General features: G+C 66.3%; 29 protein-coding genes. 15 read left to right on the top strand and 14 right to left on the bottom strand.

Annotation, left to right across the window (positions count from 1 at the left end):
* From flhB to flgC, 5 genes are read right to left on the bottom strand one after another with little or no spacing between them, the layout of a single operon-like run.
* Window positions 1-1,062 carry a flagellar biosynthesis protein FlhB gene (gene flhB, locus C8J43_RS00925; RefSeq protein WP_133029384.1) on the bottom strand — a complete coding sequence of 354 codons (1,062 nt, stop codon included), beginning with the start codon at window positions 1,060-1,062 and terminating at the stop codon, window positions 1-3.
* Window positions 1,063-1,065: 3 nt separating this feature from the next.
* Window positions 1,066-1,830, bottom strand: a complete 765-nt coding sequence (fliR, locus tag C8J43_RS00930; RefSeq protein WP_056055571.1) for a flagellar biosynthetic protein FliR — start codon at window positions 1,828-1,830, stop codon at window positions 1,066-1,068.
* Window positions 1,823-2,086: a flagellar biosynthesis protein FliQ gene (gene fliQ, locus C8J43_RS00935; protein ID WP_056055568.1), complete on the bottom strand. Its 264-nt coding sequence runs from the start codon at window positions 2,084-2,086 to the stop codon at window positions 1,823-1,825. The genes fliR and fliQ overlap by 8 nt, the downstream gene beginning before the upstream one ends.
* A gap of 1 nt (window position 2,087) precedes the next feature.
* Window positions 2,088-2,417: a flagellar hook-basal body complex protein FliE gene (locus tag C8J43_RS00940; protein WP_121885448.1), complete on the bottom strand. Its 330-nt coding sequence runs from the start codon at window positions 2,415-2,417 to the stop codon at window positions 2,088-2,090.
* A 12-nt stretch (window positions 2,418-2,429) separates the two neighbouring features.
* A complete protein-coding gene (gene flgC, locus C8J43_RS00945; RefSeq protein WP_133029385.1) occupies window positions 2,430-2,837 on the bottom strand; it encodes a flagellar basal body rod protein FlgC in 408 nt (135 codons plus the stop codon).
* A 116-nt stretch (window positions 2,838-2,953) separates the two neighbouring features.
* Between flgC and C8J43_RS00950 the strand changes: the two genes are divergently transcribed.
* From C8J43_RS00950 to C8J43_RS00975, 6 genes are all read left to right on the top strand, one after another.
* On the top strand, window positions 2,954-3,190 hold the full coding sequence (locus C8J43_RS00950; RefSeq protein ID WP_056055559.1) for a FliM/FliN family flagellar motor switch protein: 237 nt from the start codon (window positions 2,954-2,956) through the stop codon (window positions 3,188-3,190).
* Window positions 3,190-3,555, top strand: coding sequence for a flagellar biosynthetic protein FliO (locus tag C8J43_RS00955; RefSeq protein ID WP_121885450.1), 366 nt, complete (start codon window positions 3,190-3,192; stop codon window positions 3,553-3,555). Before C8J43_RS00950 ends, C8J43_RS00955 begins: the two co-directional genes overlap by 1 nt.
* The gene (fliP, locus tag C8J43_RS00960; RefSeq protein WP_060527123.1) at window positions 3,548-4,285 is read left to right on the top strand and encodes a flagellar type III secretion system pore protein FliP; all 738 of its coding nucleotides are present in this window, start codon (window positions 3,548-3,550) and stop codon (window positions 4,283-4,285) included. Before C8J43_RS00955 ends, fliP begins: the two co-directional genes overlap by 8 nt.
* A gap of 108 nt (window positions 4,286-4,393) precedes the next feature.
* Window positions 4,394-5,158, top strand: coding sequence for a LuxR C-terminal-related transcriptional regulator (locus C8J43_RS00965; protein ID WP_133029386.1), 765 nt, complete (start codon window positions 4,394-4,396; stop codon window positions 5,156-5,158).
* Between the two features lie 325 nt (window positions 5,159-5,483).
* Window positions 5,484-6,788: an HD-GYP domain-containing protein gene (locus C8J43_RS00970; protein WP_279388818.1), complete on the top strand. Its 1,305-nt coding sequence runs from the start codon at window positions 5,484-5,486 to the stop codon at window positions 6,786-6,788.
* Between the two features lie 113 nt (window positions 6,789-6,901).
* Window positions 6,902-7,048 carry a hypothetical protein gene (locus C8J43_RS00975; protein WP_243645352.1) on the top strand — a complete coding sequence of 49 codons (147 nt, stop codon included), beginning with the start codon at window positions 6,902-6,904 and terminating at the stop codon, window positions 7,046-7,048.
* Window positions 7,049-7,061: 13 nt separating this feature from the next.
* Here the strand turns inward: C8J43_RS00975 and C8J43_RS00980 are convergent, their stop codons facing one another.
* The gene (locus tag C8J43_RS00980; RefSeq protein WP_133029388.1) at window positions 7,062-8,111 is read right to left on the bottom strand and encodes a CaiB/BaiF CoA-transferase family protein; all 1,050 of its coding nucleotides are present in this window, start codon (window positions 8,109-8,111) and stop codon (window positions 7,062-7,064) included.
* Between the two features lie 166 nt (window positions 8,112-8,277).
* Here C8J43_RS00980 and C8J43_RS00985 point away from each other — a divergent pair, with 166 nt between their 5' ends.
* From C8J43_RS00985 to C8J43_RS00995, 3 genes are all read left to right on the top strand, one after another.
* Window positions 8,278-9,921 (top strand): Na+/H+ antiporter, encoded by a 1,644-nt coding sequence (locus tag C8J43_RS00985; protein ID WP_183129065.1) that lies wholly within the window; start codon window positions 8,278-8,280, stop codon window positions 9,919-9,921.
* 72 nt (window positions 9,922-9,993) lie between these two features.
* A complete protein-coding gene (locus C8J43_RS00990) occupies window positions 9,994-10,215 on the top strand; it encodes a hypothetical protein (RefSeq protein WP_056055529.1) in 222 nt (73 codons plus the stop codon).
* A 57-nt stretch (window positions 10,216-10,272) separates the two neighbouring features.
* Window positions 10,273-11,235: a 2-hydroxyacid dehydrogenase gene (locus C8J43_RS00995; RefSeq protein WP_133029389.1), complete on the top strand. Its 963-nt coding sequence runs from the start codon at window positions 10,273-10,275 to the stop codon at window positions 11,233-11,235.
* 2 nt (window positions 11,236-11,237) lie between these two features.
* Here C8J43_RS00995 and C8J43_RS01000 read toward each other — a convergent pair whose 3' ends face one another.
* Genes C8J43_RS01000 through uxaC form a run of 3 tightly spaced genes read right to left on the bottom strand, consistent with a single transcriptional unit; the run spans window position 11,238 to window position 15,105 of the window.
* Window positions 11,238-12,242: a sugar kinase gene (locus C8J43_RS01000; protein WP_133029390.1), complete on the bottom strand. Its 1,005-nt coding sequence runs from the start codon at window positions 12,240-12,242 to the stop codon at window positions 11,238-11,240.
* Window positions 12,239-13,696: a mannitol dehydrogenase family protein gene (locus C8J43_RS01005; RefSeq protein ID WP_243645353.1), complete on the bottom strand. Its 1,458-nt coding sequence runs from the start codon at window positions 13,694-13,696 to the stop codon at window positions 12,239-12,241. Before C8J43_RS01005 ends, C8J43_RS01000 begins: the two co-directional genes overlap by 4 nt.
* Window positions 13,693-15,105 carry a glucuronate isomerase gene (gene uxaC / locus C8J43_RS01010; RefSeq protein ID WP_133029391.1) on the bottom strand — a complete coding sequence of 471 codons (1,413 nt, stop codon included), beginning with the start codon at window positions 15,103-15,105 and terminating at the stop codon, window positions 13,693-13,695. Before uxaC ends, C8J43_RS01005 begins: the two co-directional genes overlap by 4 nt.
* Window positions 15,106-15,380: 275 nt before the next feature.
* Between uxaC and C8J43_RS01015 the strand changes: the two genes are divergently transcribed.
* The 4 genes from C8J43_RS01015 (at window position 15,381) to C8J43_RS01030 (ending at window position 19,425) form a co-directional block, all read left to right on the top strand.
* Window positions 15,381-15,701, top strand: coding sequence for a hypothetical protein (locus C8J43_RS01015; RefSeq protein WP_133029392.1), 321 nt, complete (start codon window positions 15,381-15,383; stop codon window positions 15,699-15,701).
* Window positions 15,702-15,753: 52 nt separating this feature from the next.
* Window positions 15,754-17,364: a hypothetical protein gene (locus tag C8J43_RS01020; RefSeq protein WP_133029393.1), complete on the top strand. Its 1,611-nt coding sequence runs from the start codon at window positions 15,754-15,756 to the stop codon at window positions 17,362-17,364.
* A 274-nt stretch (window positions 17,365-17,638) separates the two neighbouring features.
* Window positions 17,639-18,952, top strand: coding sequence for an ectonucleotide pyrophosphatase/phosphodiesterase (locus C8J43_RS01025; RefSeq protein WP_133029394.1), 1,314 nt, complete (start codon window positions 17,639-17,641; stop codon window positions 18,950-18,952).
* A gap of 11 nt (window positions 18,953-18,963) precedes the next feature.
* On the top strand, window positions 18,964-19,425 hold the full coding sequence (locus C8J43_RS01030; protein WP_133029395.1) for a MaoC family dehydratase: 462 nt from the start codon (window positions 18,964-18,966) through the stop codon (window positions 19,423-19,425).
* Between the two features lie 277 nt (window positions 19,426-19,702).
* Here the strand turns inward: C8J43_RS01030 and C8J43_RS01035 are convergent, their stop codons facing one another.
* The 5 genes from C8J43_RS01035 to petA all read right to left on the bottom strand — a co-directional run bounded on the left by C8J43_RS01035 (window position 19,703) and on the right by petA (window position 24,200).
* Window positions 19,703-20,434 (bottom strand): hypothetical protein, encoded by a 732-nt coding sequence (locus C8J43_RS01035; protein WP_133029396.1) that lies wholly within the window; start codon window positions 20,432-20,434, stop codon window positions 19,703-19,705.
* 326 nt (window positions 20,435-20,760) lie between these two features.
* Complete coding sequence (locus C8J43_RS01040) at window positions 20,761-21,309, bottom strand: adenine phosphoribosyltransferase (protein ID WP_133029397.1); 549 nt, start codon at window positions 21,307-21,309, stop codon at window positions 20,761-20,763.
* A 139-nt stretch (window positions 21,310-21,448) separates the two neighbouring features.
* A complete protein-coding gene (locus tag C8J43_RS01045; protein ID WP_133029398.1) occupies window positions 21,449-22,291 on the bottom strand; it encodes a cytochrome c1 in 843 nt (280 codons plus the stop codon).
* 21 nt (window positions 22,292-22,312) lie between these two features.
* A complete protein-coding gene (locus C8J43_RS01050; RefSeq protein ID WP_133029399.1) occupies window positions 22,313-23,623 on the bottom strand; it encodes a cytochrome b/b6 in 1,311 nt (436 codons plus the stop codon).
* Between the two features lie 10 nt (window positions 23,624-23,633).
* A complete protein-coding gene (petA, locus tag C8J43_RS01055; RefSeq protein WP_133029977.1) occupies window positions 23,634-24,200 on the bottom strand; it encodes a ubiquinol-cytochrome c reductase iron-sulfur subunit in 567 nt (188 codons plus the stop codon).
* Window positions 24,201-24,402: 202 nt separating this feature from the next.
* Here petA and C8J43_RS01060 point away from each other — a divergent pair, with 202 nt between their 5' ends.
* Both C8J43_RS01060 and hemF read left to right on the top strand, forming a co-directional pair.
* On the top strand, window positions 24,403-24,852 hold the full coding sequence (locus C8J43_RS01060; protein WP_133029400.1) for a tRNA (cytidine(34)-2'-O)-methyltransferase: 450 nt from the start codon (window positions 24,403-24,405) through the stop codon (window positions 24,850-24,852).
* Between the two features lie 236 nt (window positions 24,853-25,088).
* Window positions 25,089-25,931, top strand: coding sequence for an oxygen-dependent coproporphyrinogen oxidase (hemF, locus tag C8J43_RS01065; protein WP_133029401.1), 843 nt, complete (start codon window positions 25,089-25,091; stop codon window positions 25,929-25,931).

Here is a 25,931-nt window from a genome sequence, read left to right on the forward strand (position 1 = left end):
CTAGCGCAGGCGCTTGGCAATCCGCATGACGTAGCCGATCACCTCGGCGACCGCCGCGTAATGTTCGGTCGGGATCGGCCGGTCGATCTCGACGCTGGCGTACAGCGCGCGCGCCAGCACGCGGTTCTCGACGATCGGCACGCCCGCCTGCGTCGCGATCTCGCGGATTTTGAGCGCGATCGTATCGACGCCCTTCGCCACCACTACCGGCGCGCCCATCCGACCGTGATCGTATTTCAGCGCGATCGCATAGTGCGTGGGGTTGGTGATGATCACGCTGGCGCCCGGCACCGCGGTCATCATCCGCCGTCGCGACCGCTGGATCGCGATCGAGCGGATTTTCGCCTTGATCTTGGGATCGCCCTCGCTCTGCTTGTGCTCGTCCTTGATCTCCTGAAGCGACATCTTCAGCTTCGAGAACCAGGTGCGGCGCTGCCAGATCAGATCGGCCAGCGCGATCGCGCCGACCGGTACCGCGACCGTCTTGACCAGCATCACGACCAGTCCCGCGGCGGTCGTCCCGATATCCGCCGCATCCGCACCGACCAGGCTGTCGAGCGCATTCGCGCGCGGCCACAACGCCCACACCGCGACCCCGACGATCACCGACAGTTTCGCCAGCGTCTTGGCGAACTCGACCAGCGCCTGCTTGCCGAACAATTTTTTGGCGCCCGAGATCGGCGACAGCTTGCTCCATTTGGGCGATACCCGCGACCATGAGATCGTCGGCCGCCCGTGCATCACGCCGCCGAGAATCGCGAACGCGACCAGCGCGCCGAACAGCGGTGCGAAGACCACGCCGATCTGAAAGATGATCCCGCTGGCGATGTTCTGCGCACCGTCCGGCGCGAGCGAATAATCCTCCGCCTGCCCCCATAGCCGCACCAGCATCGTCGCCAATCGCGAGAACGCGTGGACACCGAGACCACCCATGACCGCCAGCATCGCCGCGAAGATCGCCGCATGCCGCATCTCCGGCGCGCTCGGCAGATCGCCCTTCTTGCGCGCATCCTCGAGCCGCTTGCCGGTCGGGTCATGCGTCTTCTGATCCTTGTCCGCCATCGATCAGCCCCAACCCGCCTGGATCCAGCTGCCCATCGACGCCGCGAACACCGTCAGCATCACGCCGAGCAGCGTCGAGAACAGCGCGAGGCCGAACAGCAGGTTGAGCGGTTGCGCGACGAAGAAGATCTGGATCGCGGGGGCCAGCCGCGCGGACAGGCCGAGCGCGACGTTGAAGACGATCCCGTAGACGATCATCGGTGCGGCCAGGCTGACGCCGAGCGCCATCGACCGGCTGACTGTCTTGACCGCAAGCGCCGCGAAATCACCCGCCGCCGGCACACCGCCGACCGGGAACACGTCATAGGACCGCACGATCGCGGCGATCCAGAGATGATGGACGAGCAGCGCCATGCAGATCACGCCGGCGGCGACGCCGACGAATTTCGACAGGATGCTGGCCTGCCCGCCCTGCGAGCTGTCGGCGACGATCGCCGAGGTCAGTCCGACCTGAAGGCTGGCGATCGACCCGGCGATCGCCATCGCCATGAACATGATCCGCACCAGCATGCCGAGGCCGAGGCCGGTCAGCAACTCGCACAGGATCACGCCCGGCAGCGCATCGATGTTCTGCGTCACCGACTGGACGTGCGGCGAGAGAATACCCCACAGCCCTGCGGTCATCCCGAACGCGATCATCAGCCGGATTCGCGCGGGGATCGCATCCTCCGAAAAGACCGGCAGGACCATCAGCACCGCGCCGACCCGCGCGAACAGCACGAGAAACGCGACCGCCCAGATCGGGATGCCGTTGAGCGTGTCAGCCATGGATGATGCGGTCGGCGACGAGGTGCGTGAAATCGGCCATCGCATGCCCCATCATCGGCAGCGTGAGCATGAGCACGACGCCCATCGCGACCAGTTTCGGGACGAAGGTCAGCGTCTGCTCCTGCACCTGAGTCAGCGCCTGCATGAGGCTGACCGCGACGCCGACGATGAGCGCGGTCAGCAGCAACGGTCCGCAGACCGTCAGCACGACGACGAGCGCGGACCGCGTGATTTCGATGACGTCGGTCGGCGACATGTCAGATCTGCATCCGCATGATGTCGGAATAGGCGCTGACCACGCGGTCGCGCACCGCGACGACGGTGTCGAGCGCGGTTTCCGCCGCGCCCATCGCGGTGACGACGTCGATCAGGTCGCCCTTGCCCGCGACCTGCTTCGCGCTCGCGGATTCAGCGGCGCGCATTGAGCCTGCCGCATCCCCGACGAGGTGTTCGACCATGTCGCCGAACCCGCCTGCACCCGAGCTCGCGCCGACGCCGCCGGCCTTGCCGAGCAACCCGCCCGAGTCCTTGCCGATACCAAGCGCCCGGCCATAGGCGGAGGTCGCATCCAATGCTCCGATGGACATCGTTGTTCGTCCTTACTTCAAAAGGTCTATGGTGCGCATCGTCAGGCTCTTGGCCGCTTCGATGGCGTTGAGATTGGCTTCGTAGGCGCGTTGTGCGGCCTTCATGTCGGCCACTTCGATCAGCGGATTGACGTTCGGCATCAGCACATAGCCCTTGGCATCGGCGGCCGGACTGCCCGGCTGATAGGCGCGCTGGAAGGCGGTCTTGTCGGCGTCGACCGAGCGGATCTTGACGCCGTTCGTGCCGTTCGCGCGATCGACGTCGGCACTGAAGCTCGCGACCCGCCGACGATAGGGATCGCCGCCGGGCGATGCCGATACGGAGTCCGCATTGGCGAGGTTTTCGGCAATGACGCGCATCCGCAACGACTGCGCGCGCAGTCCGGATGCCGACACCTGTACCGCGTCGGTCAGGTCCATGATTGTCTCCGTCGGGCACCGTGATGGCACCCACCTTTCCCTAATAGGCAAAAAGTTCCGGCCCCGGTCGGGACCCGGCAATTCTTTCCTATGATGGCCTCAAGGAAGGAACATTCATGTCCGTACTCGAGGATATCACCATCGATCTGTCGATCGTCCTGGGATCGACCAATCTGCCGATCCGCCAGATCCTGGCGATGGGGCGCGGCGCGATGATCGCGCTGGATTGCGGTCACGACGACCCGACCCTGGTCTATGTCAACGGCAAGCTGGTCGCGAAGGGCCGCGTGCTGGTCGACGAAGACCAGATGTCGCTCGAAGTGACCCAGGTCATCCCGCGGGAGCATCGTTGATGGATATCGCCGCGCTGCTGCGGACGATGGGCGGTCTCGGCGTCGTGCTGGGCATGCTCGCGGCCGCGCTGTGGCTGGTCCGCCGCTACGATATCGCGCTGCCCGGCCGGGTCGGCGTCAAGCTCGGCCGCCGCGTCGAGCTGGTCGAACGCATCCAGATCGACGGCAAGCGGTCGATCATCCTCGTCCGCCGCGACGACCGCGAACATCTGTTCGTGCTCCACCCCGACCGCGCCACCATCCTCGAAACGCGCATCGTTCGTGCGGACGAGGAGGCGCAGGCGATCGCCGATCTCGAACAGGCGGAAGGCTCGCACAGTCCCGTGCTGTGCAAGTCACTCGAAGAGGCGTGGTTCAATGCGTAAGCGCAGCGCAGTGGCGCTCATACTCGGCGCGGCGATGCTGTTTGCACCGACCGCGGCGATGGCGCAGAGCGCATCGGTGACGTTCGGCCAGGGCAGTCTGTCGGCGCGCGCGATCCAGCTCATCCTGATGCTCACGGTGCTGAGCCTCGCGCCGGGCATCCTGATGACCGTCACGTCGTTCACGCGCATCGTCGTCGCGCTGTCGTTGCTCCGCACCGGACTCGGCGCGCAGGGCGTGCCGCCCAACCCCGTCATCATCAGTCTGTCGCTGTTCCTGTCGTTCTTTGTGATGGCGCCGACCTTCGAACAGGCGTGGCATGACGGCGTCCAGCCGTACACCGCAGGAAAGATCCAGGAGACCCAAGCCTTCGACCGGACCATCGAGCCGTTCCGCCGCTTCATGCTGTCCCAGGTCCGCGATCAGGATCTCGCGCTGTTCACCGAACTCGCGCACAAGCCACCGGTCGCGCGGGCCGACACCGGCCTGTCGACGCTGATGCCGGCGTTCATGATCTCGGAATTGCGCCGCGCGTTCGAGATCGGTTTTCTACTGCTGATCCCGTTCCTCGTGATCGACCTCGCGGTTGCGGCAGTATTGATGGCGATGGGCATGATGATGCTACCACCGCCAACGATATCGCTACCAATGAAGATCATCTTTTTTGTCTTGGTCGACGGATGGGCTCTAGTCGCCGGATCCCTGGTAAAAAGCTTCGGCACCGGCGCGTGAGGAATTTATTTACAACCTATGTTAATAACATAAATTAGATATCTTATAGTGATCTGATGACATAAACGCCGGATTTCCGTTACATGCGGGCACAAAGGGGAACCGGCGATGCGTAATACTGCTGCTACCGTCCGCCTGACCGATCGTTCGGACGACGGCACCACGGACTGTTCGGCCATTCCCGTAGCCGCGGCCACAATCGATTGTGTTTTGCCCGCACCGTGCAGCAAGGGGGGAGATCCCTTGGGACCCCCGATCTGGAGCCCGTTCGGCGCCGACGCTGCGCTACCGATATACGTCGCAGGCGACGCCATCGCGTTGCCGCTCCAGGGCCTTTCGGCGATCGCGGCAGATCTTAAGACGTTTGCGATGCATCACGACCCGGCGCTGGCAGCGATCCTGTTGATCAACGTCAGCCGCCCGGCCGTCGACGAATTCATGATCCTGAAGGACATCGTCGAACGCCAGTCCGCGGTCGTCCCGATCGTTATCGTCGATACCTGCGAAACCAATCTTGCCGTCGAATTGATGAAAGCCGGCGCGACCGACGTTCTCGAGTCGCCGGTCGACGCCAGGCAGCTGCTGCGTGCGCTCGCCGCCGCGGTCGAGCGCACGCAGCAGCGTGACGACGTAGGGGCCGCGACCCGCCTTGCGCGCGCGCGGATCGACAGCTTGTCGCCCCGCGAACGCTCGGTCTTCAATGGCCTGATCGGCGGTTGGCCGAACAAGATCATCGCCAGCCGGCTCGCGCTCAGCCCCCGCACCGTCGAGATCCACCGCGCCAAGATGATGACGAAGCTCAAGCTCCGGACCGTGGCGCAGGTGCTGCAACTCGCCTTCACGGCAAGGGTCACGTTCGAGGACACCGAATGACGGATCGCCTGCACGGGGACGGATGGGGATACGCGAAACTCTTCTGATCCGCGGGATGCTGCTCGCTGAGCGGCGGTCGGTCACAAGGCTCGACGGGCTCCTCGCCGACGATCGCGATCTTGCCTTCGAACTAGCACTGCAGTCGCACGCGCGGCGTAGGCCCGTCTGCACGAACGCGCGGAACTAGGTTCGGCGCAATACTGGAATACACGCCCGTTCAATCAGACCAGCGACACGATTGTAAGTAAATCGCGCGAGGCGGACGGTAACGGCATAACGCTTCCTTCATGCCTGTATCCCAGAAGTGCTTGAAAGGAGACAGGACGTGTTGCGACGCATTCGGCGCGACCAGGTAACGCTTGGCATGTTCGTGCACCGGTTCGAAGGATCCTGGCTCGACCATCCCTTCTGGCTTCCGCGTTTTCACCTGACCGACGCGAAAGATCTCGCACGCATTCGCGAAAGCTCCGTCACCGGCGTCGTTATCGACGAAGGACGGGGCTTGGCGCTCGATAGCGCCGATAACGGGGCTGCGAGCGAGGATGGCGACGACTCGGTCGCCGGGCCCGAACTGCTGTCTCCACCGCTGCTCGCCGTTCAACGACGGCACGGTTTCGCGGAGGAACGGGAACGCGCCGTAGCGCTCGTCAAGCATTCCGCGCGTGAGATCAAGCGCCTGTTCGCCGAAGCGCATGCCGGCGAGAAGGTCCGGCTGACTGCGTTCGCGCCGCTGGTGGCGGAGGTGATGGCCTCCGTGGCGCGCAATCCCTATGCGCTCATCGCCGTCACGAGACTGAAGAAGCTGGACGAATACACGTATGTGCATTCGCTCGCGGTGAGCGCGTTGATGACGAGCTTTGCGCGGCATCTCGACATGCCGGAGAGCGAGGTCTTCGACTATGGTGTTGCCGGCATGGTGCACGACATCGGCAAGATCGTCGTCCCCAACAAGATCCTGCAGAAGCCGGGTCCGCTGACCGACGCCGAATTCGCGCTCGTCCGCACCCATCCGGAGCAAGGCTATCGGCTACTCAGCCGGCATGCCGGTGCGTCGGCCGTCGTCCTGGACGTGTGTCGTCACCACCACGAACGGCTCGACGGTTCGGGGTATCCATACGGCCTCAAGGACGGTCAGATCAGCCGGGCCGCCCGCATCGCTGCAATCTGCGATGTCTACGACGCCTTGACCTCCAACCGCAGCTATAAGGCCGCCTGGAAAGCCGAGGAGGCGATCGGCCGCATGTACGACTGGGACGGGAATTTCGATCGCGAACTGCTTCTGGGTTTCATGAAGACGATCGGCGTCTACCCGCCCGGTCTGCTGGTGTATCTCAGTTCCAACCGGCTGGCCGTCACCATGCCCAACGACCGCCGAACGTCACGGCCAAAGGTCCGCGTCTTTTTCTGCGCACGCGAACGCACCCAATTGTCGCTGCTGGACCTCGTACTCGACGATGATCTCGGGCATGACCAGATCGTTCGGGAAGAGTCACCGGTCGACTGGGGGATCACCGGCTGGCCACTCGTCGCCGAGCAGCTGGTGAGCGGGTGCGTCCCGAAGATCGTTTCAGTCCGTCCCGCAGGCACGAACTCCGACCGACCAGCACTCCACCTCGCCGACACTCGCTGATCGCTGATCAGCCTTAGCTGCGCAAATGGCCGCAAGCTCGCGCTGTCGTCGAGTGCCATGCGAATAGAAGGTCCAAAACCCCGATCGGAACGTCGCTGCCCGCCTCGGCAGCGGTGATCGTGCCCTTTTGGGACAAGGCCGCCGAAGCGCACGGCTTCCCCTGGGCCTATTGGCAGTTCGACAGCGATTTCATCGTCTACGATATCGATCACGACCGCTGGGTCGAGCCGATCCGACAGGCGCTGGTCGGCACGCCGTGAGCAGGCCGATGATCTAGCGCTGGTTCGAGACCGCGGCGGCGAAGCGCGGCGCTGGCGCCGGGTAGCCATCGATAAAGGTCCCACGCGCGACGTTGTGCGGGTGGTGCGGTGCCTCGGCGAGATCGAGGACGGGGGTGACGCAGGCATCGGTGCCGGCGAAATGGTCCGCCCAGGCATCGCGCGGACGCGTGGCGAACGCGGCTTCGAACGCCGCCGTCATGTCGGGCCAGCGGGCGCGTTCGTGCTGTACCGTGCGCCAGTCCGCGACATCCAGCCCGGCGAGCAAGGCGGCGAAGAATTGTGGCTCGATCGCGCCGACCGCGACATGCTTGCCGTCCGCGCATGCGTAACAGCGGTAGAAGGGCGCGCCGCCGTCGAGCAGGTTGGCCGCGCGCCGGTCGTCCCACTGCCCCACTGCGCCGAGCGTGTAGAACAGGCTCGACAGCAACGCGGCGCCGTCGGTCATCGCCGCATCGACCACCCGGCCCGCTCCCCCGCCGCGTGCGGACAGCACACCCGCGACGACGCCGAGCGCGAGCATCATCGCCCCGCCGCCATAATCGCCGACCAGATTGAGCGGCGGTATCGGACGCTCCGCCGGGCCGATCGCGTGCAGCACGCCGGTCAGCGCGAGATAGTTGATGTCGTGCCCTGCCTCCTGCGCCAGCGGTCCGGTCTGCCCCCAACCGGTCATCCGGCCGTAGACCAGCGTCGGATTGGCAGCATGGCAGTCCACGGGGCCAAGCCCGAGCCGTTCCATCACGCCCGGCCGCGTCCCCTCCAGCAGCGCATCGGCGGTCGCGACAAGCGCCAGCGCATCGGCGCGCCCCACGGGCGTCTTGAGATCGAGTTCCACGGTCCGCCGTCCCCGCCCCAAGGCCGGCCCATCCGCGCTGGCGCTGTACGTGCGGCCCGGCCGGACGATGCGGACGATGTCCGCCCCCATGTCCCCAAGCATCATCGCGGCGAAGGGTACCGGCCCGATCGCATCGAACTCGATGACCACGACGCCGACGAGCGGCCCTGCCCTCCCCGAACCTGTCTCTGCCTCGCTGTCGCCCATGCATTGTCCCGATCTCAAAGCGTGTGGCCAGCGAGCGCTGGAACGCCAGATTGTGCCCGAACGTCGCATCGAAGGCCACGTGTTCCTGCGCGGCTCGGTCCGTGCGGGGTTGTTCTACCCCGACCGTGCCCGGTACTGACGTGTGAGCCGACGCTGGGAGTGCCGTTTGGAAGCCGTATCGATCGTCCTGTTCCTGTTGCTTGCCGTGGTGATGAGCGGCGCGGTGTCGCGCATGGTGCCGGTGTCGGTGCCGACCCCGCTGGTGCAGATCCTGCTCGGCGCGGTGATCGGGCTGTCGACCTCGTATCGCGTAGAGCTCGATCCCGAGTTGTTCCTGTTGCTGTTCCTGCCGCCGCTGCTGTTTCTCGATGGCTGGCGGATTCCGAAGGACGAACTGCTCAAGGATCTGTCGACGGTCGTCGAACTCGCGCTCGGGCTGGTCCTGCTGACGGTGGTCGGGATGGGGTTCTTCATCCACTGGATGATCCCGGCGATGCCGCTGGCGGTCGCGTTCGCGCTGGCGGCGGTGGTGTCCCCGACGGATCCGATCGCGGTCTCGGCGATCGCCGCGCGCGTGCCGATCCCCAAGCGGATGATGCATATCCTCGAAGGCGAGTCGCTGCTGAACGATGCGTCGGGGCTGGTTTGCCTGCGCTTCGCGATCGCCGCGGCGCTGACGGGTACGTTCTCCGCGTCCGCGGCGGCGACGAATTTCGTCTGGGTCGCGGGGATCGGCCTGGCCGTCGGCGTCCTCGTCACGCTCGCCGCGACGCGCGCGAAGGCGTGGGTATCGCGACGGTTCGGCGAGGAGCCAGGGTCGCAGATCCTAGTCAGCCTGCTGATCCCGTTCGGATCCTATCTGATGGCCGAGCATCTGCACGCCTCGGGGATCCTCGCGGCGGTGTCGGCGGGCGTGACGATGACCTTCGCGGAAATCTCGCGGCAGGCGCTGGCCGCCACCCGGATGCGCCGGAACTCGGTGTGGGACACGATCCAGTTCGCGCTCAACGGCATCATCTTCGTGCTGCTCGGCGAACAGCTTCCCGCGATCCTGGCCGGGGCCAAGGCGACGGTGCTGCTGACCGGGCATCACGGCACGTGGTGGCTCGGCCTGTACGTGCTGGCGATCGTCGCGGGGCTGGCGACGCTGCGGTTCGGCTGGGTGTGGGTTTCGCTGCGACTGACGCTGCTGAGGCGGCGTCATCGCGGCTCGGAGAAGCCTGAATACAGCCCCGACTGGCGGTTGGTGGCGGCGATGTCGCTGGCCGGCGTGCGCGGCGCGATCACGCTGGCCGGTGTCCTGACGATCCCGTTGACGATGACCGACGGCACCGCGTTTCCGGCGCGCGATCTCGCGATCTTCCTCGCCGCCGGAGTGATCATCGTGTCGCTCGCGGTCGCCAGCATCGCCTTGCCGATCCTGCTCAACGGCCTGACCATGCCACCCGAACCCTCGTTGCAGGCCGAGGAGGATGCCGCCCGGGTCGCGGCGGCCGAGGCGGCGATCGGCGCGATCGAGGTTGCGCAACACGATCTGGCCGAGCGTGACGGCAATGCCGACTTCTATTCCGCGGCGGGGACCCGGGTGATGGACCTGTACCGCGAGCGGATCGAGAGCCGCACCGGGTCGGCCAAGGCATCGGCGGAGGCGCGACTCCAGGACCAGCTCGAGCGCACGTTCAGGCTGGCGGGGATCAAGGCCGAACGCGCCTCGGTCGTCGAGCGGGTCCGCGACCGGCGGATCGGCAGCGCCACCGCGCAGAAGATGATGCGCGAACTGGATCTGCTCGAAGCGCGCTACCGCGTGTGATCCTTCTGCTTGGCGGCAAGCGTCGCTAAGGCACTCGGCGATAACCACGGACATTTCGTAAAGGCGAGACACATGGCAGCGACCGTCATCACCCCCAGCGGCCCCGGCGCGATGGAAGCGGGCCTCGTGCTCGACGAGGACGGCCAGCGGTTCGTCATCCTGACGTTCAAGGAGCCCAAGGGCGAGCCGACGCTGGTGACGTTCACCGTCCCGATCTTCCAGAACTATGTCGAACATCTCGTCAAGACCGCGGCGGCGGCCAACGAGGAAGCCAATTGGGGAATCCCCGGCTGAACGGTCGGCGCTGCAAAAGGGGATGCCGGCGCGCCGGGTAACGCCTAAAGCCACGGCATGACCCGACCAGAGATACTGATACCCGCGCCCATGCTTCCGAGCGTCGCCGCGGCGTTGAGCGAGCGCTTCGTCGTCCACCAGTTGCGCGACCATGCCGACCCCGATGCCTTCCTGGCGACCGTCGCGCCCCGCATCCGCGGCCTCGCGGCGAGTTCGCTGGCGGGGCGGATCGGCAGCGACTGGTTCGACCGGCTCCCCGCGCTCGAGATCGTCGCGAATTTCGGCGTCGGCTATGACGGCATCGATGCGAACGCCGCCGCCGAGCGCGGGATCGTCGTCACCAATACGCCCGGCGTGCTCGACGAGGAGGTCGCCGACCTGACGCTCGGCCTGCTGCTCGCGACGCTGCGCCGCATCCCGCAGGCCGATCGCCACGTCCGTACCGGCGCATGGGGGCAAGGTCCTTTCCCGCTGTCGCCGACATTGCGCGGACGACGGATCGGCATCCTCGGGCTCGGCGCGATCGGCAAGGCGGTGGCGCGGCGGCTCGAAGCGTTCGGCGTCGCGGTCGCCTATCACGGCCGCTCGCGGCAGTCGGACATAGGCTATGACTATCATGCGACGCCGGTCGCGCTGGCCGCCGCCTGCGACGTGCTGATCGCGATCGTGCCCGGCGGACGGGGGACGCAGCATCTAGTCGACGCCGCCGTCCTCGCCGCGCTCGGCCCGGACGGTATCTTCATCAACGTCGCGCGTGGCAGCGTGGTCGATCAGGACGCGCTGATCGCGGCGTTGCAGGACGGGACGATTCTGGCTGCGGGCCTCGACGTCTATGCCGACGAGCCCAACGTGCCGGACAGCCTGCGTGCACTGCCCAACACGGTGTTGCTGCCGCATATCGGTTCGGCCTCGCAGCACACGCGCGAGGCGATGGGGAAGCTCGTCGTCGACAATATCCGCGCCTGGTTCGACACCGGCAAGGCGCTCACCCCGGTTTCGGAAACGCCGAACCCCGGTTGAGGTCAGCGTCGAACGTCGGCGGGCGCTCCGGTGAACGCGGCGAGATCAGCGGGCGTCGTCCGGCTGTGATCGCCGACGGTCGCGTGCTTCAACGCCGCCATTGCGAGGCCGCAGCGGGCGGCGGCCTCGCACCCCTCGTCGAGGCGCGACAGCACGCCGGCGGCGAACGCGTCGCCGGTGCCGATCCGGTCGACGATCTGGGTGACGAGAATCGTCTCGGTTTCGAACGCAGCGTCGCGACGATCGACGCGGGCGGACAGTTCGTGCGTGTCGGCATCGATGACCCGGCGCGCGGTCGAGGCGATGCAGGTCAGGCTGGGGAACCGCGCGAACGCCGCCTCGCACGCGCGCCGCCGGGCTTCGGGGGTGTCGCCCGCAAAGTCCTTGCCGAGCAACAGCGAGATGTCGCGGTGACTGCCGAACAGCAGGTCCGCGCCGGCGACATGGTCGAGCAGGATCTGTTGTGGATCGACGCACCAGCGCGCCCACATGCTCGCACGGAAATTGCCGTCGAACGAGACTTGCACGCCCGCCGCTCTCGCCGCTGCGATCGCGTCGAGCGACAGCCGTGCCGCCTCGGGAGCGATCGCGGGAATGATCCCCGACAGGTGCAGCCAGGCCACGCCGTCCAGCATGGCGGGCCAATCATAGGCCTTGGACGGCGCCACCGCGAAACTGCTGTCTAGGCGGTCGTAGACGATGTGCGCGCCCCGCGGACCGCTCGGCGGCGACAGGAAATACAGGCCGAGCCGGCCATCGGTGCGCTTTACGCGCGCAACGTCTACGCCGGCGGCGCGGACCGACTCCAGTGCTGCGTCGCCAAGCGATCCGTGTGGCAAAGTCGTGATCACCGCGGCGGGTTCGCCGAGCCTGGCGAGCGCGACCGCGACGTTCGCCTCCGCGCCGCCGAAATGCGCGTCGAGCCGTGCTTCCTGGAACAGATGCCCGCGATCGGGTGCGGCGAGGCGCAACAGCATCTCGCCGAAACAGAGCACCGTGCCGGTCATGCGTCGAACTCCCCTACCGCTGGTAGCAGCGCGGCCCGTGGACCTTCCGCACGCCATGTCGCAACGGACTGGGCGAGCGAGTCGATGATCGCCGCGTCGTCGAACTGCGCGGGGAATATGCCGAGCTCGGTGACGAAGCGCGCGACGAGCTGGCGCGGATCGCCGGCCGACTCCGCCCAGATCGCGGCGAAGCGATCACGCAACGGATCGTCCGAGATACCTGGGGCGTCCGCGGTGTAGGCGATCCAAGCGGCGAGGCTCAGGCTGTGCCGCGGGCTATCCAGCCCTTTCGCCAGTCGGTCGGTCACCGTCGCGATCCAGCGTTGCGGCAGCTTCTGCGATCCATCCATCGCGATCTGATCGAGCCGGTGGTGCAGGTCGGCGTTGGCGAAGCGATCGAGAATCGCGTCGATATACGCGTCGGGATCGAGCCCCGCCGCGGCGGTCAGGCTCGGCACCGCCTCCTCCTGCATCTGCGCGATGACGAACGCGCGCAGCACCGGATCGGCAATCGCCTCGTGGACGAACGCGTGGCCGAGCTGGAGACCGACATAGGCGAGCGTCGAATGGCTCGCGTTCAACAGCCGCAGCTTGGCGAGTTCGAACGGCGCGACGTCGTCGACGATCTGCGCGCCCGCGGTCTCCCAGGCCGGGCGCGGGCCGGCGAAGCGGTCCTCGATTACCCATTGGCGGAACGGCTCGGTGACGATCGCGGCGGCATCGTCGACGCCGATCGCCGCCGCCACGCTCGCGCGCTCGGCTTGCGTCGACGCCGGCACGATCCGGTCGATCATCGTATCGGGCGCCGCGACATGCGCGCGGACCCACGCGCCCATATCGGGATCGCGGTGGTCGACGAACGCAGTCAGCAGGCTCATCAACAGCGTGCCGTTGCCGGACAGATTGTCGCACGAGACCAATGTCAGCCCCCCTGCCCCGGCGTTGCGCCGCCGCTCGAGTGCCGCTGCGAGATAGCCGAAGATCGTCCGTGGCACGCCGCCGCCGAGATCGTTGGCGATCGCGGGATCGTCGGTCAGCAGCGCGCCACTTGCCGGATGCCGGTAATAGCCCTTCTCGGTCACGGTCAGCGTGACGACATGCGTGTCTGGGTCCGCCAGCGCGGCGATCACCGCTCGTGGGTCCTCGGCGGCGACCAGCACCGTGTCGATCGCGGTGATCAGCCGGGTCGAGGTCGCACCGTTCGATCGCTCGGTCACGGTGTACAGACCGTCCTGCGGCGCGAGCGTATCGCGGACCTGCGGCGATCGTAGCGAGACGCCGGTGATCCGCCAGCCATCGTCGGGCGTCATCGCATCCTGCGTGTACACCGCCTGGTGCGCGCGGTGGAACGCACCGATCCCGAGATGGACGATCCGCCGCACGGGCGCATCCGACGCCGCGGGCTGCGCGACGTCGTCGGCGAGGGCCGCCAGATTGGCGCGGGACAGCCTCACAGCCGGTACGCCTTGCGCACGAGGTCGCTGGTCAACTGGTGCGCGAGTTCGGCGGCCTCCCAATCCTCCAGCCGGTGCTCGGCGACCAGCCGCGCGAGGAAGCCGCAATCGACTCGCCGCGCGACATCATGCCGCGCCGGGATCGAGAGAAACGCGCGCGTATCGTCGTTGAAGCCGACGGTGTTGTAGAAGCCGGCGGTCTCGGTGGTCATCTCGCGGAACCGCCGCATGCCCTCCGGACTGTCGTGGAACCACCAGCTCGGCCCCAGCTTCAGGCACGGATAATGGCCCGCGAGCGGCGCCAACTCCCGCGCGTAGACGCTCTCGTCGAGCGTGAAGAGGATGATCGACAACTCGGTTGAGGTGCCGAACCGGTCGAGCAGCGGTTTCAGCGCATGGACGTAATCGGTGCGCCCGGGAATGTCGGCGCCCTTGTCGCGGCCGTGGCTGGCGAACAGCCCGGCATTATGGTTGCGGACCGAGCCGGGATGGATCTGCATGACCATGCCGTCGTCGATGCTCATCGCTGCCATCTCGGTCAGCATCTGCGCGCGGAAGAGCTCGGCGTCGGCAGCGGTCCAGGCGTTGCCGGTTATGCGCGCGAACAACGCCTCGCACTCGGGCGTCGACAGGTTCGCGGTCGCGGCGGTCGGGTGGCCGTGATCGGTCGCGGTCGCGCCTGCCGCGCGGAAATCGGCGCGACGCTTGCGGTGCGCAGCGAGATAGCCCTGCCAGTCATACACGTCCTCGCCGGTGATTTCACCGAAGCGCCGCAGCGCGCCGGCGAACTGCTCGTGCTCGACGTCGATCACGCCGTCGGGCCGATAGGTCGTGACGACGCGGCCGTTCCAGTCGCTTGCCTGGATGCGGTGGTGCGCGTCGAGGCTGTCGTGCGCGCCTTCGGTGGTGGCGAGGAAATCGATCCGGAACCGGTCGAACAGCGCACGCGGACGGAACGCCTCGGTCGCGAGCTTCTCGCCGATCGTGTCGAAATACAGGTCCGCGGTGGCTGGCTCGAACGCGACGTCGAACCCGAACACCTCGGCGAACACGTGATCGAGCCACATCCGCGACGGCGTACCGCGAAACAGCGGGTAGTGCGCGGCAAGCGTCCGCCATGCCGATCGCGGATCGGCGGTCGCCTTGCCATCCTTGCCCGGGATCATCAGCGCATCGAGATCGACGCCCTGGCTGTAGAGCATCCGGAACAGATAATGATCGGGTGCCAGCAGCAGCGACGTCGCGTCGGTCCAGTTGCGATTGTCCGCGAACCAGGTCGGATCGGTATGGCCATGCGGGCTGACGATCGGCAGGTCGGCGATCTCCGCATACAGCGCGCGGGCGATGTCGCGGGTGGTCGGATCGGCGGGGAACAGCCGGTCGGGATGAAGTTCGAGAGGACGAGTCATGCCATTACTCCTGCCGCATACGCTGTACCGCGTTCAAGTCCGCGCAGTCCGGCGGGCCCGCGTATCCGGCCGATTAGCGGATATTTCGGATGAATGCAGGCATGCAAGCCAGCGCAGGCCAGGAGGCGCGTACGGCATTCGGATGACACGATCATGATACCGACGCTGTCGCGCTTGCCGGAAACGGTGGCAAGCCGATCACGGCCCGATCGGACACGCCACCGAGCAACGGGGTTGATCGCGCGGCGGTGCGTCCTTACCCGGATCATATGCTGATGCGGTTTTTCCTGGTGCTTCTGTTTGCGGCATTCGCGCTTCCCGCCGCAGCGCCCGCGGCGTGTCATGGCAAATCGACGGCGGCTCCGCATGCGATGCCGGCGATGGCAGGCGCGCCCACGGACGGCATGGGACAAGAGACCGATCACAAAGCGGTCGCGCCGCACGGTTGCATCGGTTGCATTCCGCCTTCGGCTTGGACCGCAGCGCAGATCGATCCCGTCCCGCCGGCCGCGGCCGCCGTACCGGTCGAGCGAGCCGCCGTATTCGACATCGGCATGACCGCCGCCCCAGCGCTGCCACCACCCCGAACCGCATGATCGTCGGGTGCATCCGCACCCTGGCATTCATGCTTTATCGGGATTTCAGACGATGACACGATCGATGCTGCTCGCGGCGAGTGCCGCGGCGCTGTGCCTGCCCCATGCCGCGGCTGCGCAACATGGTGCAGGCATGACCATGCCGATGCCGGACGCGCGCGTGCGGCCCAATAAGACCAATAAGACGACGCGCGCCCACCCAAGGACCAAGTCCACGGCTGCCGAGCCGACGCCGGCAACTCACGCAGATGCGTCCGAAGAGCATGGAGCGATCGACCAGCATGCCGCATCGGCACCGGGCGCGACGCCGGCCATGTCCACGATGCCGATGGAGCAGGGGCCGATGCCTGACGCTCCAACGAATCATTCGGCCCTGGACCATGCCCAGATGGATCATGGCGCAATGAACCATGCTCCGATGGGGCACTCTATGATTGCCGACCCGGCTTACCGCGCGGCGTCAGATGCGGCAGTGGCGAAGATGCCGGCGGGCTCGGCGATGGCCGGGATGGCGATGGGGACGTCCGCGGGCTTCTACAGCCAGGGTAGCGGGACGTCGCGGCTGCCGGCGGCCGAGGGACCGATGCGTGGGTATATGGTTCAGGCGGGCGAGTGGATGCTGATGGCGCATGGCTATGCGTGGGGCGTCGCGACCGACCAGGGGGGGCCGCGCGGGAAGAGCGAGGCGTTCGTGCAGTCGATGGCGATGCTGATGGCGGATCGCGACCTGGGCGACCGGTTCCATATCCAGCTGCGGACGATGAACAGCCTCGAGCCGCTGATGGGCGCGCGGGGCTACACAAACTTGTTTGCGACCGGCGAACTGGCGAACGACCGGCCGCTGGTCAATCGGCAACATCCGCACGACCTGTTCATGGAGCTGGCCGCGAAGGTCGATTATCGGCTCGGGAACGGCGACACGGTGTTCCTGTATGGCGGGCCGGTCGGCGAGCCGGCGTTGGGGCCGAGCGCGTTCATGCACCGGGGGTCGGCGCGGTATCAGCCGATGTCGCCGATCACGCATCACTGGTTCGATTCGACGCACATCACCTACGGCGTGGTGACGGCGGGGTATGCGACGCCCGCGTTCCAGCTGGAGGCGTCGGCGTTCAAGGGGCGCGAGCCGGACGAGCATCGCTGGAATATCGAGACGCCGCGGCTCGATTCGTGGAGCGTGCGGGGGACGTGGACGCCGTCGCCGTTCTGGGCGGTGCAGGTGAGCCATGGGCGGCTGAAGGAGCCCGAGGCGCAGCATCCGGGCGAGGACGAGAACCGCTCGACCGCGAGTGTGCAATATGCGCGGGGTGGGCTGGCGACTACGTTTGGGTATAGTCTCAAGGACCGGGTGCCGGGGGAAAAGCTGAGCGCGTTTCTGGCGGAGGCAACGTATGAGCTGACGACGCGGCATGCGGTGTTTGGCAGGGTCGAGAATGTGGCGAACGACGAGCTTTTTCCGGACGAGGGCGATCCTCTGCACGATCGGAAGTTCCGGGTTACGAAGGCGGAGGTCGGGTATGCGTACCGGCTGCCGATCGTCGGGCCGCTTGGGTTGGCGCTTGGCGGGACGGTGGCGGCGTATGCCAAGCCGGCGGCGCTGGAGGCGGCGTATGGGAAGACGCCGGTGAGCTGGACTTTGTTCAGCAAGCTGGCGGTGGGGTTGTAGACCGACGGCTCGTGCTGAGTGTTGCAGGCGGCCACCTCTCCTTACCTTCCCCGTACCTCCTTTACCTCCCCGGCGGAGGCCGGGGTCCAGTTGGGTAGGTGGGAGTAACGGCGCGCTACGCCTCTCAGCAACGTTCCCCAACTGGGCCCCGGCCTTCGCCGGGGTGGTGCTTCCCCTTGGACGGCCCGCTAGCCCATGCAAACGGTCGCTTTCGCTCGCCGTTCGTGCCGAGTAGGGATTGCGCGAAGTCGCCACCTGCTCGGGACGAACGGTTATGATGAAGAACGCGCTGGCACTCCTCGGTTCTGCACTCGGGCTGACGCTCGCCGGATGTGCCTATCCGTATACGCCCCCTGCCCTTGCGCCGATTACTGCACCTGCGCCGACCACGATGGCGGCGGCGGCGGTGCCGGGCGAGTCTCGGACGCCGGTGACGATTCTCGTGTCGATCGATGGCTTCCGGCCGGATTATCTCAACCGGGGGGTGACTCCCAACCTCAACCGGCTGCGCGCGGGCGGCGTGTTCGCGAGCATGCGGCCGTCGTTTCCGAGCATCACCTTTCCCAATCACTGGACGCTGGTGACGGGGCTTCGGCCCGATCGCAGCGGAATCGTCGGCAACAAGATGGAGGATCCCGCGCGGCCGGGCGAGACGTTCACGATGGCGACCGACGATCCGTTCTGGTGGAGCGAGAGCTCGCCGATCTGGGTCGATGCGGAGAAGGCGGGCATCCGGACCGCGACGATGTTCTGGCCGGGCGCGAATGTCGCGGTCGGCGGCAAGGTGAAGCCGGACAGCCACGGCGCGATCGAGGGGGGGACGCGGCCGGAGGACTGGCAGCAGTTCAACCAGCAGGTGTCGGGAACGCAGCGGGTCAACGCGGTGCTCGACTGGATGCGGCGGCCGGCCGCGATCCGGCCTAAACTGGTGACGTTGTATTTCGATACGGTCGACAGCGCGGGTCATGCGGGTGGGCCGGACAGCGCTGGGGTGACTCAGGCGGTGGCGGATGTCGATGCGAGCATCGGCGCGCTGGTCGATGGGCTGGCCGCGCTGGGGCAGCGGGCGAACCTGGTGATCGTCGCGGATCATGGCATGGCGGCGACGAGCAGCTCGCGGGTCGTGGCGCTGGATACGATCGCGGACAAGGCGGACTATCGCACCGTCGAGACCGGGCCGTACGCGACACTGTTCGCGGTGCCGGGACATGAGGCGGCGCTGGAGGCGCGGTTGTTGAAGCCGCACGATCATCTGCAATGCTGGCACAAGGGGGAGATCCCGGCGCGGTTCCATTATGGGCGCAATCCGCGCGTGCCGAGCTATCTGTGCCTTGCCGATGTCGGCTGGCGGGTCGATCCGAGCGCGCCGACCAAGGCTTCGATCGGCGGGATGCACGGCTATGACAACATGGCGCCGGAAATGCGGGCGCTGTTCATCGCCAATGGGCCGGCGTTCGTGGCGGGCAAGACCATTCCGAGCTTCGACAATGTCGCGATCGAGCCCCTGCTGCGCGACCTGATCGGGTTGCCGGCAGAGGCAGGGCTGGACGGCACCGACGCACCCTTCCAGAAGGTGCTGCAACGATAAGAGGAGAGGTTGTGCAGTATTTCGAGGATATCGAGGTCGGTCGGACCGCGTCGTTCGGTTCCTACGCGGTCACGCGCGAGGAGGTGATGGACTTCGCCGCGAAATACGATCCGCAGCCGTTTCACCTGTCCGACGAGGCAGCCGCGCAGACGCATTTCGGGCGGTTGTCGGCGAGCGGCTGGCATACGTGCGCGATGGTGATGTCGATGCTGGTCGCGCACCTGAAGGAGAACCGGCAGGCGGGACTCGGGTCGCCGGGGATCGACGAGCTGAAGTGGATCAAGCCGGTATATCCGGGCGATACTCTGCGCTGCGAGACCGATATCCTGGAGAAGCGGGTGTCGGCGAGCCGGCCGGAGATGGGGATCTTCAAGAGCCGGATGCGGGTGTTCAATCAGGACGACGTTATGGTGATGACGTTCGTCTCTAACGGCCTCGTCGCGACGCGCCCCACGGATGCGCCGGCCGATTGATTGGCGAGCTTTGGCCCTAAGGGGCGGCTGGCTGTCATCGAGTATTGATTCACGCGAAGGCGCAAAGTCGCGAAGAGAAGGTCTGTTCGCGCGGAGGCGCAGAGGCGCGGAGAGGTTTTAGGATGGCAGAGCCTTGGGTGAGCTTCGCTGCCACCGCAAAGGCTCGCCGCACTAGCACCGAGTAACTCTCTGCGCCTCTGCGCCTCTGCGCCTCTGTGCGAAATCTAAACCTTCTCTTCGCGCCATCGCGCCTTCGCGTGAACCCAACGTTTCCCAGTTATCGCGACGGACGACCGCCGCCGCGGTTACCGCCTCCCTGCCGTCCACCGCCGAAGCGCTGGCCGCCGCCGCCGCGATTGCCTCGGAACGCACCGTCGCCGCGATTGCCGCGAAAGCCGCCTTGCGCTTGTGGCTGCTGGGGGTTGGCGACTTGTCCGGGCTGCGCAGGCTGGCCGGGTTGACCGAACTGGCCGCGATCGGGACCACGTCCACGATCCCAGCCGCGGCCGGGACCGCGGTTGCCGAACTGGCCCTGACCGGGCGTGCCGGGATTGCCCGGGCGATTACCGCGCCAGCCGCCGTCTCGGCCACGATTGCCGCGGTCCCCGCGGTTGGCGAACCCACCCCAGTTGCCGCGCCCGTCAAAGCCGTTGCCGCGATACTGCTGGCGACCCTGCCAATAGCGCTGCTGGTTGCCGTTCCAGCGGTGCGGGCGGCGATAGCGATCGTAGACGTAGACGCCCGAGCCGGGATAATAATAGTCGCCGCTCCAGCCGTAGTAGGAGTTCAGCCCGCCAAGGCCGTAGCCGCCATACCCACCGCCCAGCCCGCCGCCGAGTCCGCCATAGCCCGCGCCGTAATAACCGTCGCCGTAGCCCCCGCCGCCGTAATAGGGATCGCTGGCGTAGCCGACGCCCGCGCCGCCATAGCCGTACCCGTCGGTACAGCCTGCGACGCCGAGTCCGAGGCCCAAGGCTAGGCCGATGATGCCGAAGCGTTTCATAAACATGGGGAGTCTCCCGTACGTGGAGAGCGGACACAACGCGCCGCTATTCGTCGTACAACGGAGTCGGTGTATCGCGAGTTCCATGAATGGGGTCTGACGCGGTTTGGGGCTGGCGCGAGCGGGATCTGTTCGACCCGACCATGTGTCGCAGCCGGCTGTGCTTAACCCATGATGCAAGCCGCGACTATATCACCTCCCCGGCGGAGGCCGGGGTCCAATAGGGACGAAAGAGGTAACGGTGCACAGTCATCCGTTAGCAGCGTTCCCCAATTGGGCCCCGGCCTCCGCCGGGGAGGTGGTGAATTTGGTGACGTGCCGTCGGGGGGCCGTCAGTGGCCGGGGAAGTGGATCAGGGCGGTTGCTTCGATGCCGTCGGTGCGCAGTGCGTCCGCGCCGCCCAGGTCGGGGAGGTCGACCAGGAACTGGGCTTGCGTGACGACCGCGCCGGCCTTGTGGAGGAGGCGGACGGCGGCGCGGGCGGTGCCGCCGGTGGCGATCAGGTCGTCGACCAGCAGGACGCGCGCCCCCAGGGCGAAGGCGTCGGCGTGGATCGCGATGCGGTCGGTGCCGTATTCGAGCGCATAGTCCTCGGCGATGGTGGCGCCGGGGAGCTTGCCGTCCTTGCGGATCAGCAGGACGCCGGCCTTGAGTGGTGCGGCGAGCGCGGCGGCGAAGAGGAAACCGCGGGCTTCGATGCCGGCGACCAGGTCGACGGGGCCGGAGACCGCCGCGACCATCCGCTCGATCGCGGTCGCCCAGCCGTGCGGGTCGAGCAGCAGAGTCGTGATGTCGCGGAACTGGATGCCGGGCTTGGGGAAGTCCGGAATGGTACGGATCAGCGCCTTCAGATCGGCGTTGCGCTCTTTGGTCTCGGACATGGACGTTCCCTTCTTCGCACGAAGCGGCGGCCGTATTGCGGCGCGGCGCTACGGCCAAAAGGAAAGCGGCGGATCAGGCTGTTTGCCCGTCCGCCGCTCCCTCTATCCGTGCACCCTTACCGCGGGAGCCGGGCCGTCATCAATGCTTAACGTCGCGCCAGACGTTCTGGTACGCGCCCCAGGCGAGGCCGCAGAAGATCAGGATGAAGATGATCGACGCGAACCCGGCGGCATGGCGTGCCTCGAGGTTAGGCTCGGCGGTCCAGGTCAGGAACGCCGCAACGTCGGTCGACATCTGCTCCTTGGTGGCCTTCGTGCCGTCCGCATAGCCGACCTGGCCATCCGACGTCAGCGGTGGCGGCATCGCGATGTTGAGGTTCGCGAAATACGGGTTGTAATGCAGACCCTCGGGCGTCTTGATGTCCGGGAATTCCTTCAACATCTTCGCCGACTGCGGCTGGTAGCCGGTCAGCAGCGAGTGGATGTACGCGCCGCCATCTTGACGCGCCTTGGTCATCAGCGACAGGTCGGGCGGCAACGCGTTGTTGTTGGCGGCACGGGCGGCGACGTCGTTGGCGAACGGCAGCGGGAAGTGATCCGACGGGATGTTCTTCCGCGTCGCCGCCTCGCCCGTCTCCGGGTTGATCGATGGCTGCTCGATGACCCACTGGTTGGCGATCGCCTTAACCTCGGGCTCCGAATAGCCGATCTTCTGCAGGTCGCGGAACGCCACCAGGCGAAGCGAGTGGCAGGCGGCGCAGACTTCCTTGTAGACTTGGAACCCGCGCTGGAGTTGGCGACGGTCGAACTTGCCGAACACGCCGTTCGAGGCGAGGTCCAGCTCCTTCGGATGGAGATGATACTCGCTCTCGGCGGTGGCCGCGACGGGGTCGGTAATGGCCCCGTAGACGCTGCCGAACAGCGCGATGCCGAGCACCAGCACGAAGGCCGCGCCGACCAGGGATGCGATGAGACGAACCATGTGTGTGTCCTCTAGTTCGTATCAGTGCGCGGTATGCGGCGCAGAAGCCGTCGACAGCGCGGCCTGGGCCGGGCTCGTGCCACCGTGATTGGCCAGGACGGCCTCGGTGATCGAGTTGGGCAGCGGCCGCGGACGCTCGGAGCGCGAGATCAGCGGCAGGATAATCAGGAAATGCGCGAAGTAATAGGCCGCGCAGATCTGGCTCAGGATCACATAGGTCGCCGTCGCCGGTGCCCCGCCGCAATAGCCGAGGATCAGGATGTCGGCGACAAGCACCCAGAACGCGATCCGCGCCTTGGGCCGATAGTTCATCGAACGGACCGGCGAGCTGTCGAGCCAAGGCAGGAAGAACAGCAGCAGGATCGAGCCGAACATCGCCAGCACGCCCCAGAGCTTCGCCGGCAGGATGAAGTCCGCGGTGAAGGCGCGCAGGATCGCGTAGAACGGCCAGAAATACCATTCGGGAACGATGTGCGCGGGCGTCGAGAGCGGGTTGGCCGGGATGTAATTATCCGGGTGGCCGAGATAGTTCGGGAAGAAGAACAGCAGGCCGGCGAAGATCAGCATGAAAATGCCGAGCCCGAAGCCGTCCTTCGCCGTGTAATAGGGGTGGAACGGGACGGTGTCCTGCTCGCCCTTCACGTCGACACCGGTCGGGTTGTTCGAGCCGGGGATGTGCAGCGCCCAGATGTGCAGGATGATGACGCCCGCGATCACGAACGGCAGCAGATAATGCAGCGAGAAGAAGCGGTTGAGTGCGGCATTGTCCGGCGCGAATCCGCCGAGCAGCCAGATGCGGATGGTGTCGCCGACCAGCGGGATTGCCGAGAAGAACCCGGTGATGACCTGCGCACCCCAGAAGCTCATCTGGCCCCAGGGAAGCACGTAGCCCATGAATGCGGTCGCCATCATCAGCAGGAAGATGACCACGCCGAGCAGCCACACCATCTCGCGCGGTGCCTTGTACGAACCGTAATAGAGCCCGCGGAAGATGTGCGTATAGACGACGATGAAGAACATCGAGGCGCCGTTGGCGTGTGCGTAGCGCAGGAACCAGCCTGCGTTGACATCGCGCATGATGCTCTCGACCGAGTCGAATGCGACCAGGCCGTTGGCGGCGTAGTGCATCGCCAGGACGATGCCGGTGACGATCTGAATCGCCAGCGCGGCGCCGGCGAGTACGCCGAAGTTCCAGAAGTAATTGAGGTTGCGCGGGACGGGATAGCCGCCGCCGAGTGAATTGTAGACGAGCCGGGGAACGGGAAGCCGCTCATCCAGCCACCGCGTCAGCGGCAGCTTCGGTTCGTATTGCTTGGCCCAGGGAAAGCTCATGTCGTTTTCCTCAGCCTACCGTGACGACGGTGTCGGAATTGAAGGCATAGTCCGGAACGTGGAGGTTCGACGGAGCGGGGCCTTTGCGGATACGCGCGGCGGTGTCGTAGGACGAGCCGTGGCATGGGCAGAAATAGCCGCCGAACGGCCCTTTGTTCTCGCCCTCGCCCGCGCCGAGCGGGACGCAGCCGAGGTGGGTGCAGACGCCCAGCGTGATCAGCCAGTTCTTCTTGCCCGCCTTGGTGCGCTGCTCGAGCGTCTGCGGATCGCGCAAGGTCGAAATATCGACCGCGTCGGCTTCCGAGATTTCCTTCGGCGTCAGGTTGCGCACGAACAAAGGCTGCTTGCGGAACGACGTCTTGATCGCCTGGCCGGGAAGGATCTTCGACAAGTCGATCTCGGTGGTCGACTGTGCGAGCACGTCTGCGCTCGGGTTCATCTGGTTGATCAGCGGCAGGACGATCGCGACCGCGCCTACGCCTGCAAAGGAGACGGCGGCGATATTGATGAAATCACGGCGGCGAGGATCATGGGCCTCTTCGTGAAACGGCTCTGGCGATTCGCCGGGGGGAACCATGTCGTCGACTGTCGCCATTCATCTCGCCCTTGCACGTTATTTTTTCGTGACGGGCTGGGCTTTCGGTTTCGCGAAACCATATCCCCAATCCGTCCGACCGTCCCCACGGAGGCTGCGCTTTGATAGACGGCGGGGCGCGGGTTTGCCAACTGCATTTTGCTTTGGGTTACCTCCGGAGCCTCGGCGCGCTAGAGGATCGGGTATGCGTATTGCTCTCTATCAGCCCGATATCGCCGGAAATGTCGGCGCGATCCTGCGGACCGCCGCGTGCATGGGGATCGGCGTCGACCTGATCGAACCGATGGGATTCACCTGGAGCGAGAAGGCCGTCGCGCGCTCGGGGATGGATTATGTCGGCGCGGTCGACGTGGTGCGGCATGTCGATTGGGACGCGTTCCGGGCGCAGGTGAGCGGGCGGATCGTGTTGCTGACGACCAAGGGCGCGGTGCGGCTGGATGTGGCCAAGTTTCGCGAGGACGACGTGTTGCTGATGGGGAGCGAGGGGGCGGGCGTGCCGGAGGACGTGCATGCGCGGGCCGACGTGCGGGTACTGATCCCGATGCGGCCTGGGTTGCGGTCGATGAACATCTCCGTGGCGACGGGGATCGTTGCGGCCGAGGCGTTGCGGCAGACGGGTGGCTGGCCGGTTTAGCGATGGCGCGTGGTGCTTCCTCACGTACGCCATCATCCTGACGAAAGTCAGGATCCAGGGTAACGAACGCCGCCTTTCGTGGCTCTGGATCCTGACTTTCGTCAGGATGACGGAACTTGTGGGCGCGTCTTTTAGAGCGCGGGTTTCGTCAGGATGACGGTGTTTGCAGACGGACGGCGGACTCGATCGACCGTGCGCCCTCCCCGTCGCGCGGGGGATTTGGTAGAGACGCTCCCATGACCGATCTCGACCCCCAGCAAGCCGCCGCCCGAACCTGGTTCGAATCCCTGCGCGATCGCATCTGCGCGGAGTTCGAGGCGATCGAGCGGGAGGCCGGCTCCGACGCGAGCTTCGATTACACGCCGTGGGACCGAATCGATCCTTCAGGCGAACCCGGCGGTGGCGGCGTGCGCGGCGTGATGAAGGGCAAGGTCTTCGAGAAGGTCGGCGTCAACGTCTCGACCGTCGGCGGCACGTTCGAGGGCGACTTCGCCAAGTCGATCCACGGGGCCGGCGATGACCCGCGGTTCTTCGCGACCGGGATCAGCCTGGTCGCACACATGGCCAACCCGCATGTGCCCGCGGTGCACATGAACTGCCGCTTCCTCAACACCACCAAGCGCTGGTTCGGCGGCGGCGGCGATCTCAACCCGCCGTTGCCGATCGAGGAGGATACCGCGGACTTTCATGCGACGATGAAGGCGGCGTGCGATGCGCATGATCCGGCGCATTACGAGCGGTTCAGGGACTGGGCGGAGACCTATTTCTACATCCCGCACCGGAAAGTGAGCCGCGGTGCGGGCGGCATCTTCTTCGACCATCTCGACGGCGATTTCGACGCGAACTTCGCGTTCACGCGCGATGTCGGCGAGGCGTTCCTCGACGCCTATCCGCGGATCGTGCGGCGGCGGATGGATACGCCGTTCGATGCCGCCGACGAGGCGCGGATGCTCGAATGGCGTGGGCGCTATGCCGAGTTCAACCTCGTCTATGATCGCGGCACGCTGTTCGGGCTCAAGACCGGCGGCAACATCGACGCGATCCTGATGAGCCTGCCGCCTCGCGCTACGTGGTCTTGA

The organism is Sphingomonas sp. PP-CE-1G-424 (assembly GCF_004341085.1).
In the GTDB taxonomy this organism is placed as follows: Bacteria; Pseudomonadota; Alphaproteobacteria; order Sphingomonadales; family Sphingomonadaceae; genus Sphingomonas.

Coding starts and splice junctions, on each gene's coding strand:
- C8J43_RS00965 (WP_133029386.1), top strand. CDS start 4,394: ATGCGTAATACTGCTGCTACCGTCCGCCTGACCGATCGTTCGGACGAC.
- fliR (WP_056055571.1), bottom strand. CDS start 1,830: ATGGCTGACACGCTCAACGGCATCCCGATCTGGGCGGTCGCGTTTCTC.
- C8J43_RS00990 (WP_056055529.1), top strand. CDS start 9,994: ATGGCAGCGACCGTCATCACCCCCAGCGGCCCCGGCGCGATGGAAGCG.
- fliQ (WP_056055568.1), bottom strand. CDS start 2,086: ATGTCGCCGACCGACGTCATCGAAATCACGCGGTCCGCGCTCGTCGTC.
- flhB (WP_133029384.1), bottom strand. CDS start 1,062: ATGGCGGACAAGGATCAGAAGACGCATGACCCGACCGGCAAGCGGCTC.
- C8J43_RS00950 (WP_056055559.1), top strand. CDS start 2,954: ATGTCCGTACTCGAGGATATCACCATCGATCTGTCGATCGTCCTGGGA.
- C8J43_RS01050 (WP_133029399.1), bottom strand. CDS start 23,623: ATGAGCTTTCCCTGGGCCAAGCAATACGAACCGAAGCTGCCGCTGACG.
- C8J43_RS01015 (WP_133029392.1), top strand. CDS start 15,381: ATGCGGTTTTTCCTGGTGCTTCTGTTTGCGGCATTCGCGCTTCCCGCC.
- C8J43_RS01025 (WP_133029394.1), top strand. CDS start 17,639: ATGATGAAGAACGCGCTGGCACTCCTCGGTTCTGCACTCGGGCTGACG.
- uxaC (WP_133029391.1), bottom strand. CDS start 15,105: ATGACTCGTCCTCTCGAACTTCATCCCGACCGGCTGTTCCCCGCCGAT.
- C8J43_RS01035 (WP_133029396.1), bottom strand. CDS start 20,434: ATGTTTATGAAACGCTTCGGCATCATCGGCCTAGCCTTGGGCCTCGGA.
- fliP (WP_060527123.1), top strand. CDS start 3,548: ATGCGTAAGCGCAGCGCAGTGGCGCTCATACTCGGCGCGGCGATGCTG.
- C8J43_RS01060 (WP_133029400.1), top strand. CDS start 24,403: ATGCGTATTGCTCTCTATCAGCCCGATATCGCCGGAAATGTCGGCGCG.
- C8J43_RS01040 (WP_133029397.1), bottom strand. CDS start 21,309: ATGTCCGAGACCAAAGAGCGCAACGCCGATCTGAAGGCGCTGATCCGT.
- C8J43_RS00955 (WP_121885450.1), top strand. CDS start 3,190: ATGGATATCGCCGCGCTGCTGCGGACGATGGGCGGTCTCGGCGTCGTG.
- hemF (WP_133029401.1), top strand. CDS start 25,089: ATGACCGATCTCGACCCCCAGCAAGCCGCCGCCCGAACCTGGTTCGAA.
- C8J43_RS00940 (WP_121885448.1), bottom strand. CDS start 2,417: ATGTCCATCGGAGCATTGGATGCGACCTCCGCCTATGGCCGGGCGCTT.
- C8J43_RS00995 (WP_133029389.1), top strand. CDS start 10,273: ATGACCCGACCAGAGATACTGATACCCGCGCCCATGCTTCCGAGCGTC.
- C8J43_RS01020 (WP_133029393.1), top strand. CDS start 15,754: ATGACACGATCGATGCTGCTCGCGGCGAGTGCCGCGGCGCTGTGCCTG.
- C8J43_RS00980 (WP_133029388.1), bottom strand. CDS start 8,111: ATGGGCGACAGCGAGGCAGAGACAGGTTCGGGGAGGGCAGGGCCGCTC.
- flgC (WP_133029385.1), bottom strand. CDS start 2,837: ATGGACCTGACCGACGCGGTACAGGTGTCGGCATCCGGACTGCGCGCG.
- C8J43_RS01045 (WP_133029398.1), bottom strand. CDS start 22,291: ATGGTTCGTCTCATCGCATCCCTGGTCGGCGCGGCCTTCGTGCTGGTG.
- petA (WP_133029977.1), bottom strand. CDS start 24,200: ATGGTTCCCCCCGGCGAATCGCCAGAGCCGTTTCACGAAGAGGCCCAT.
- C8J43_RS01000 (WP_133029390.1), bottom strand. CDS start 12,242: ATGACCGGCACGGTGCTCTGTTTCGGCGAGATGCTGTTGCGCCTCGCC.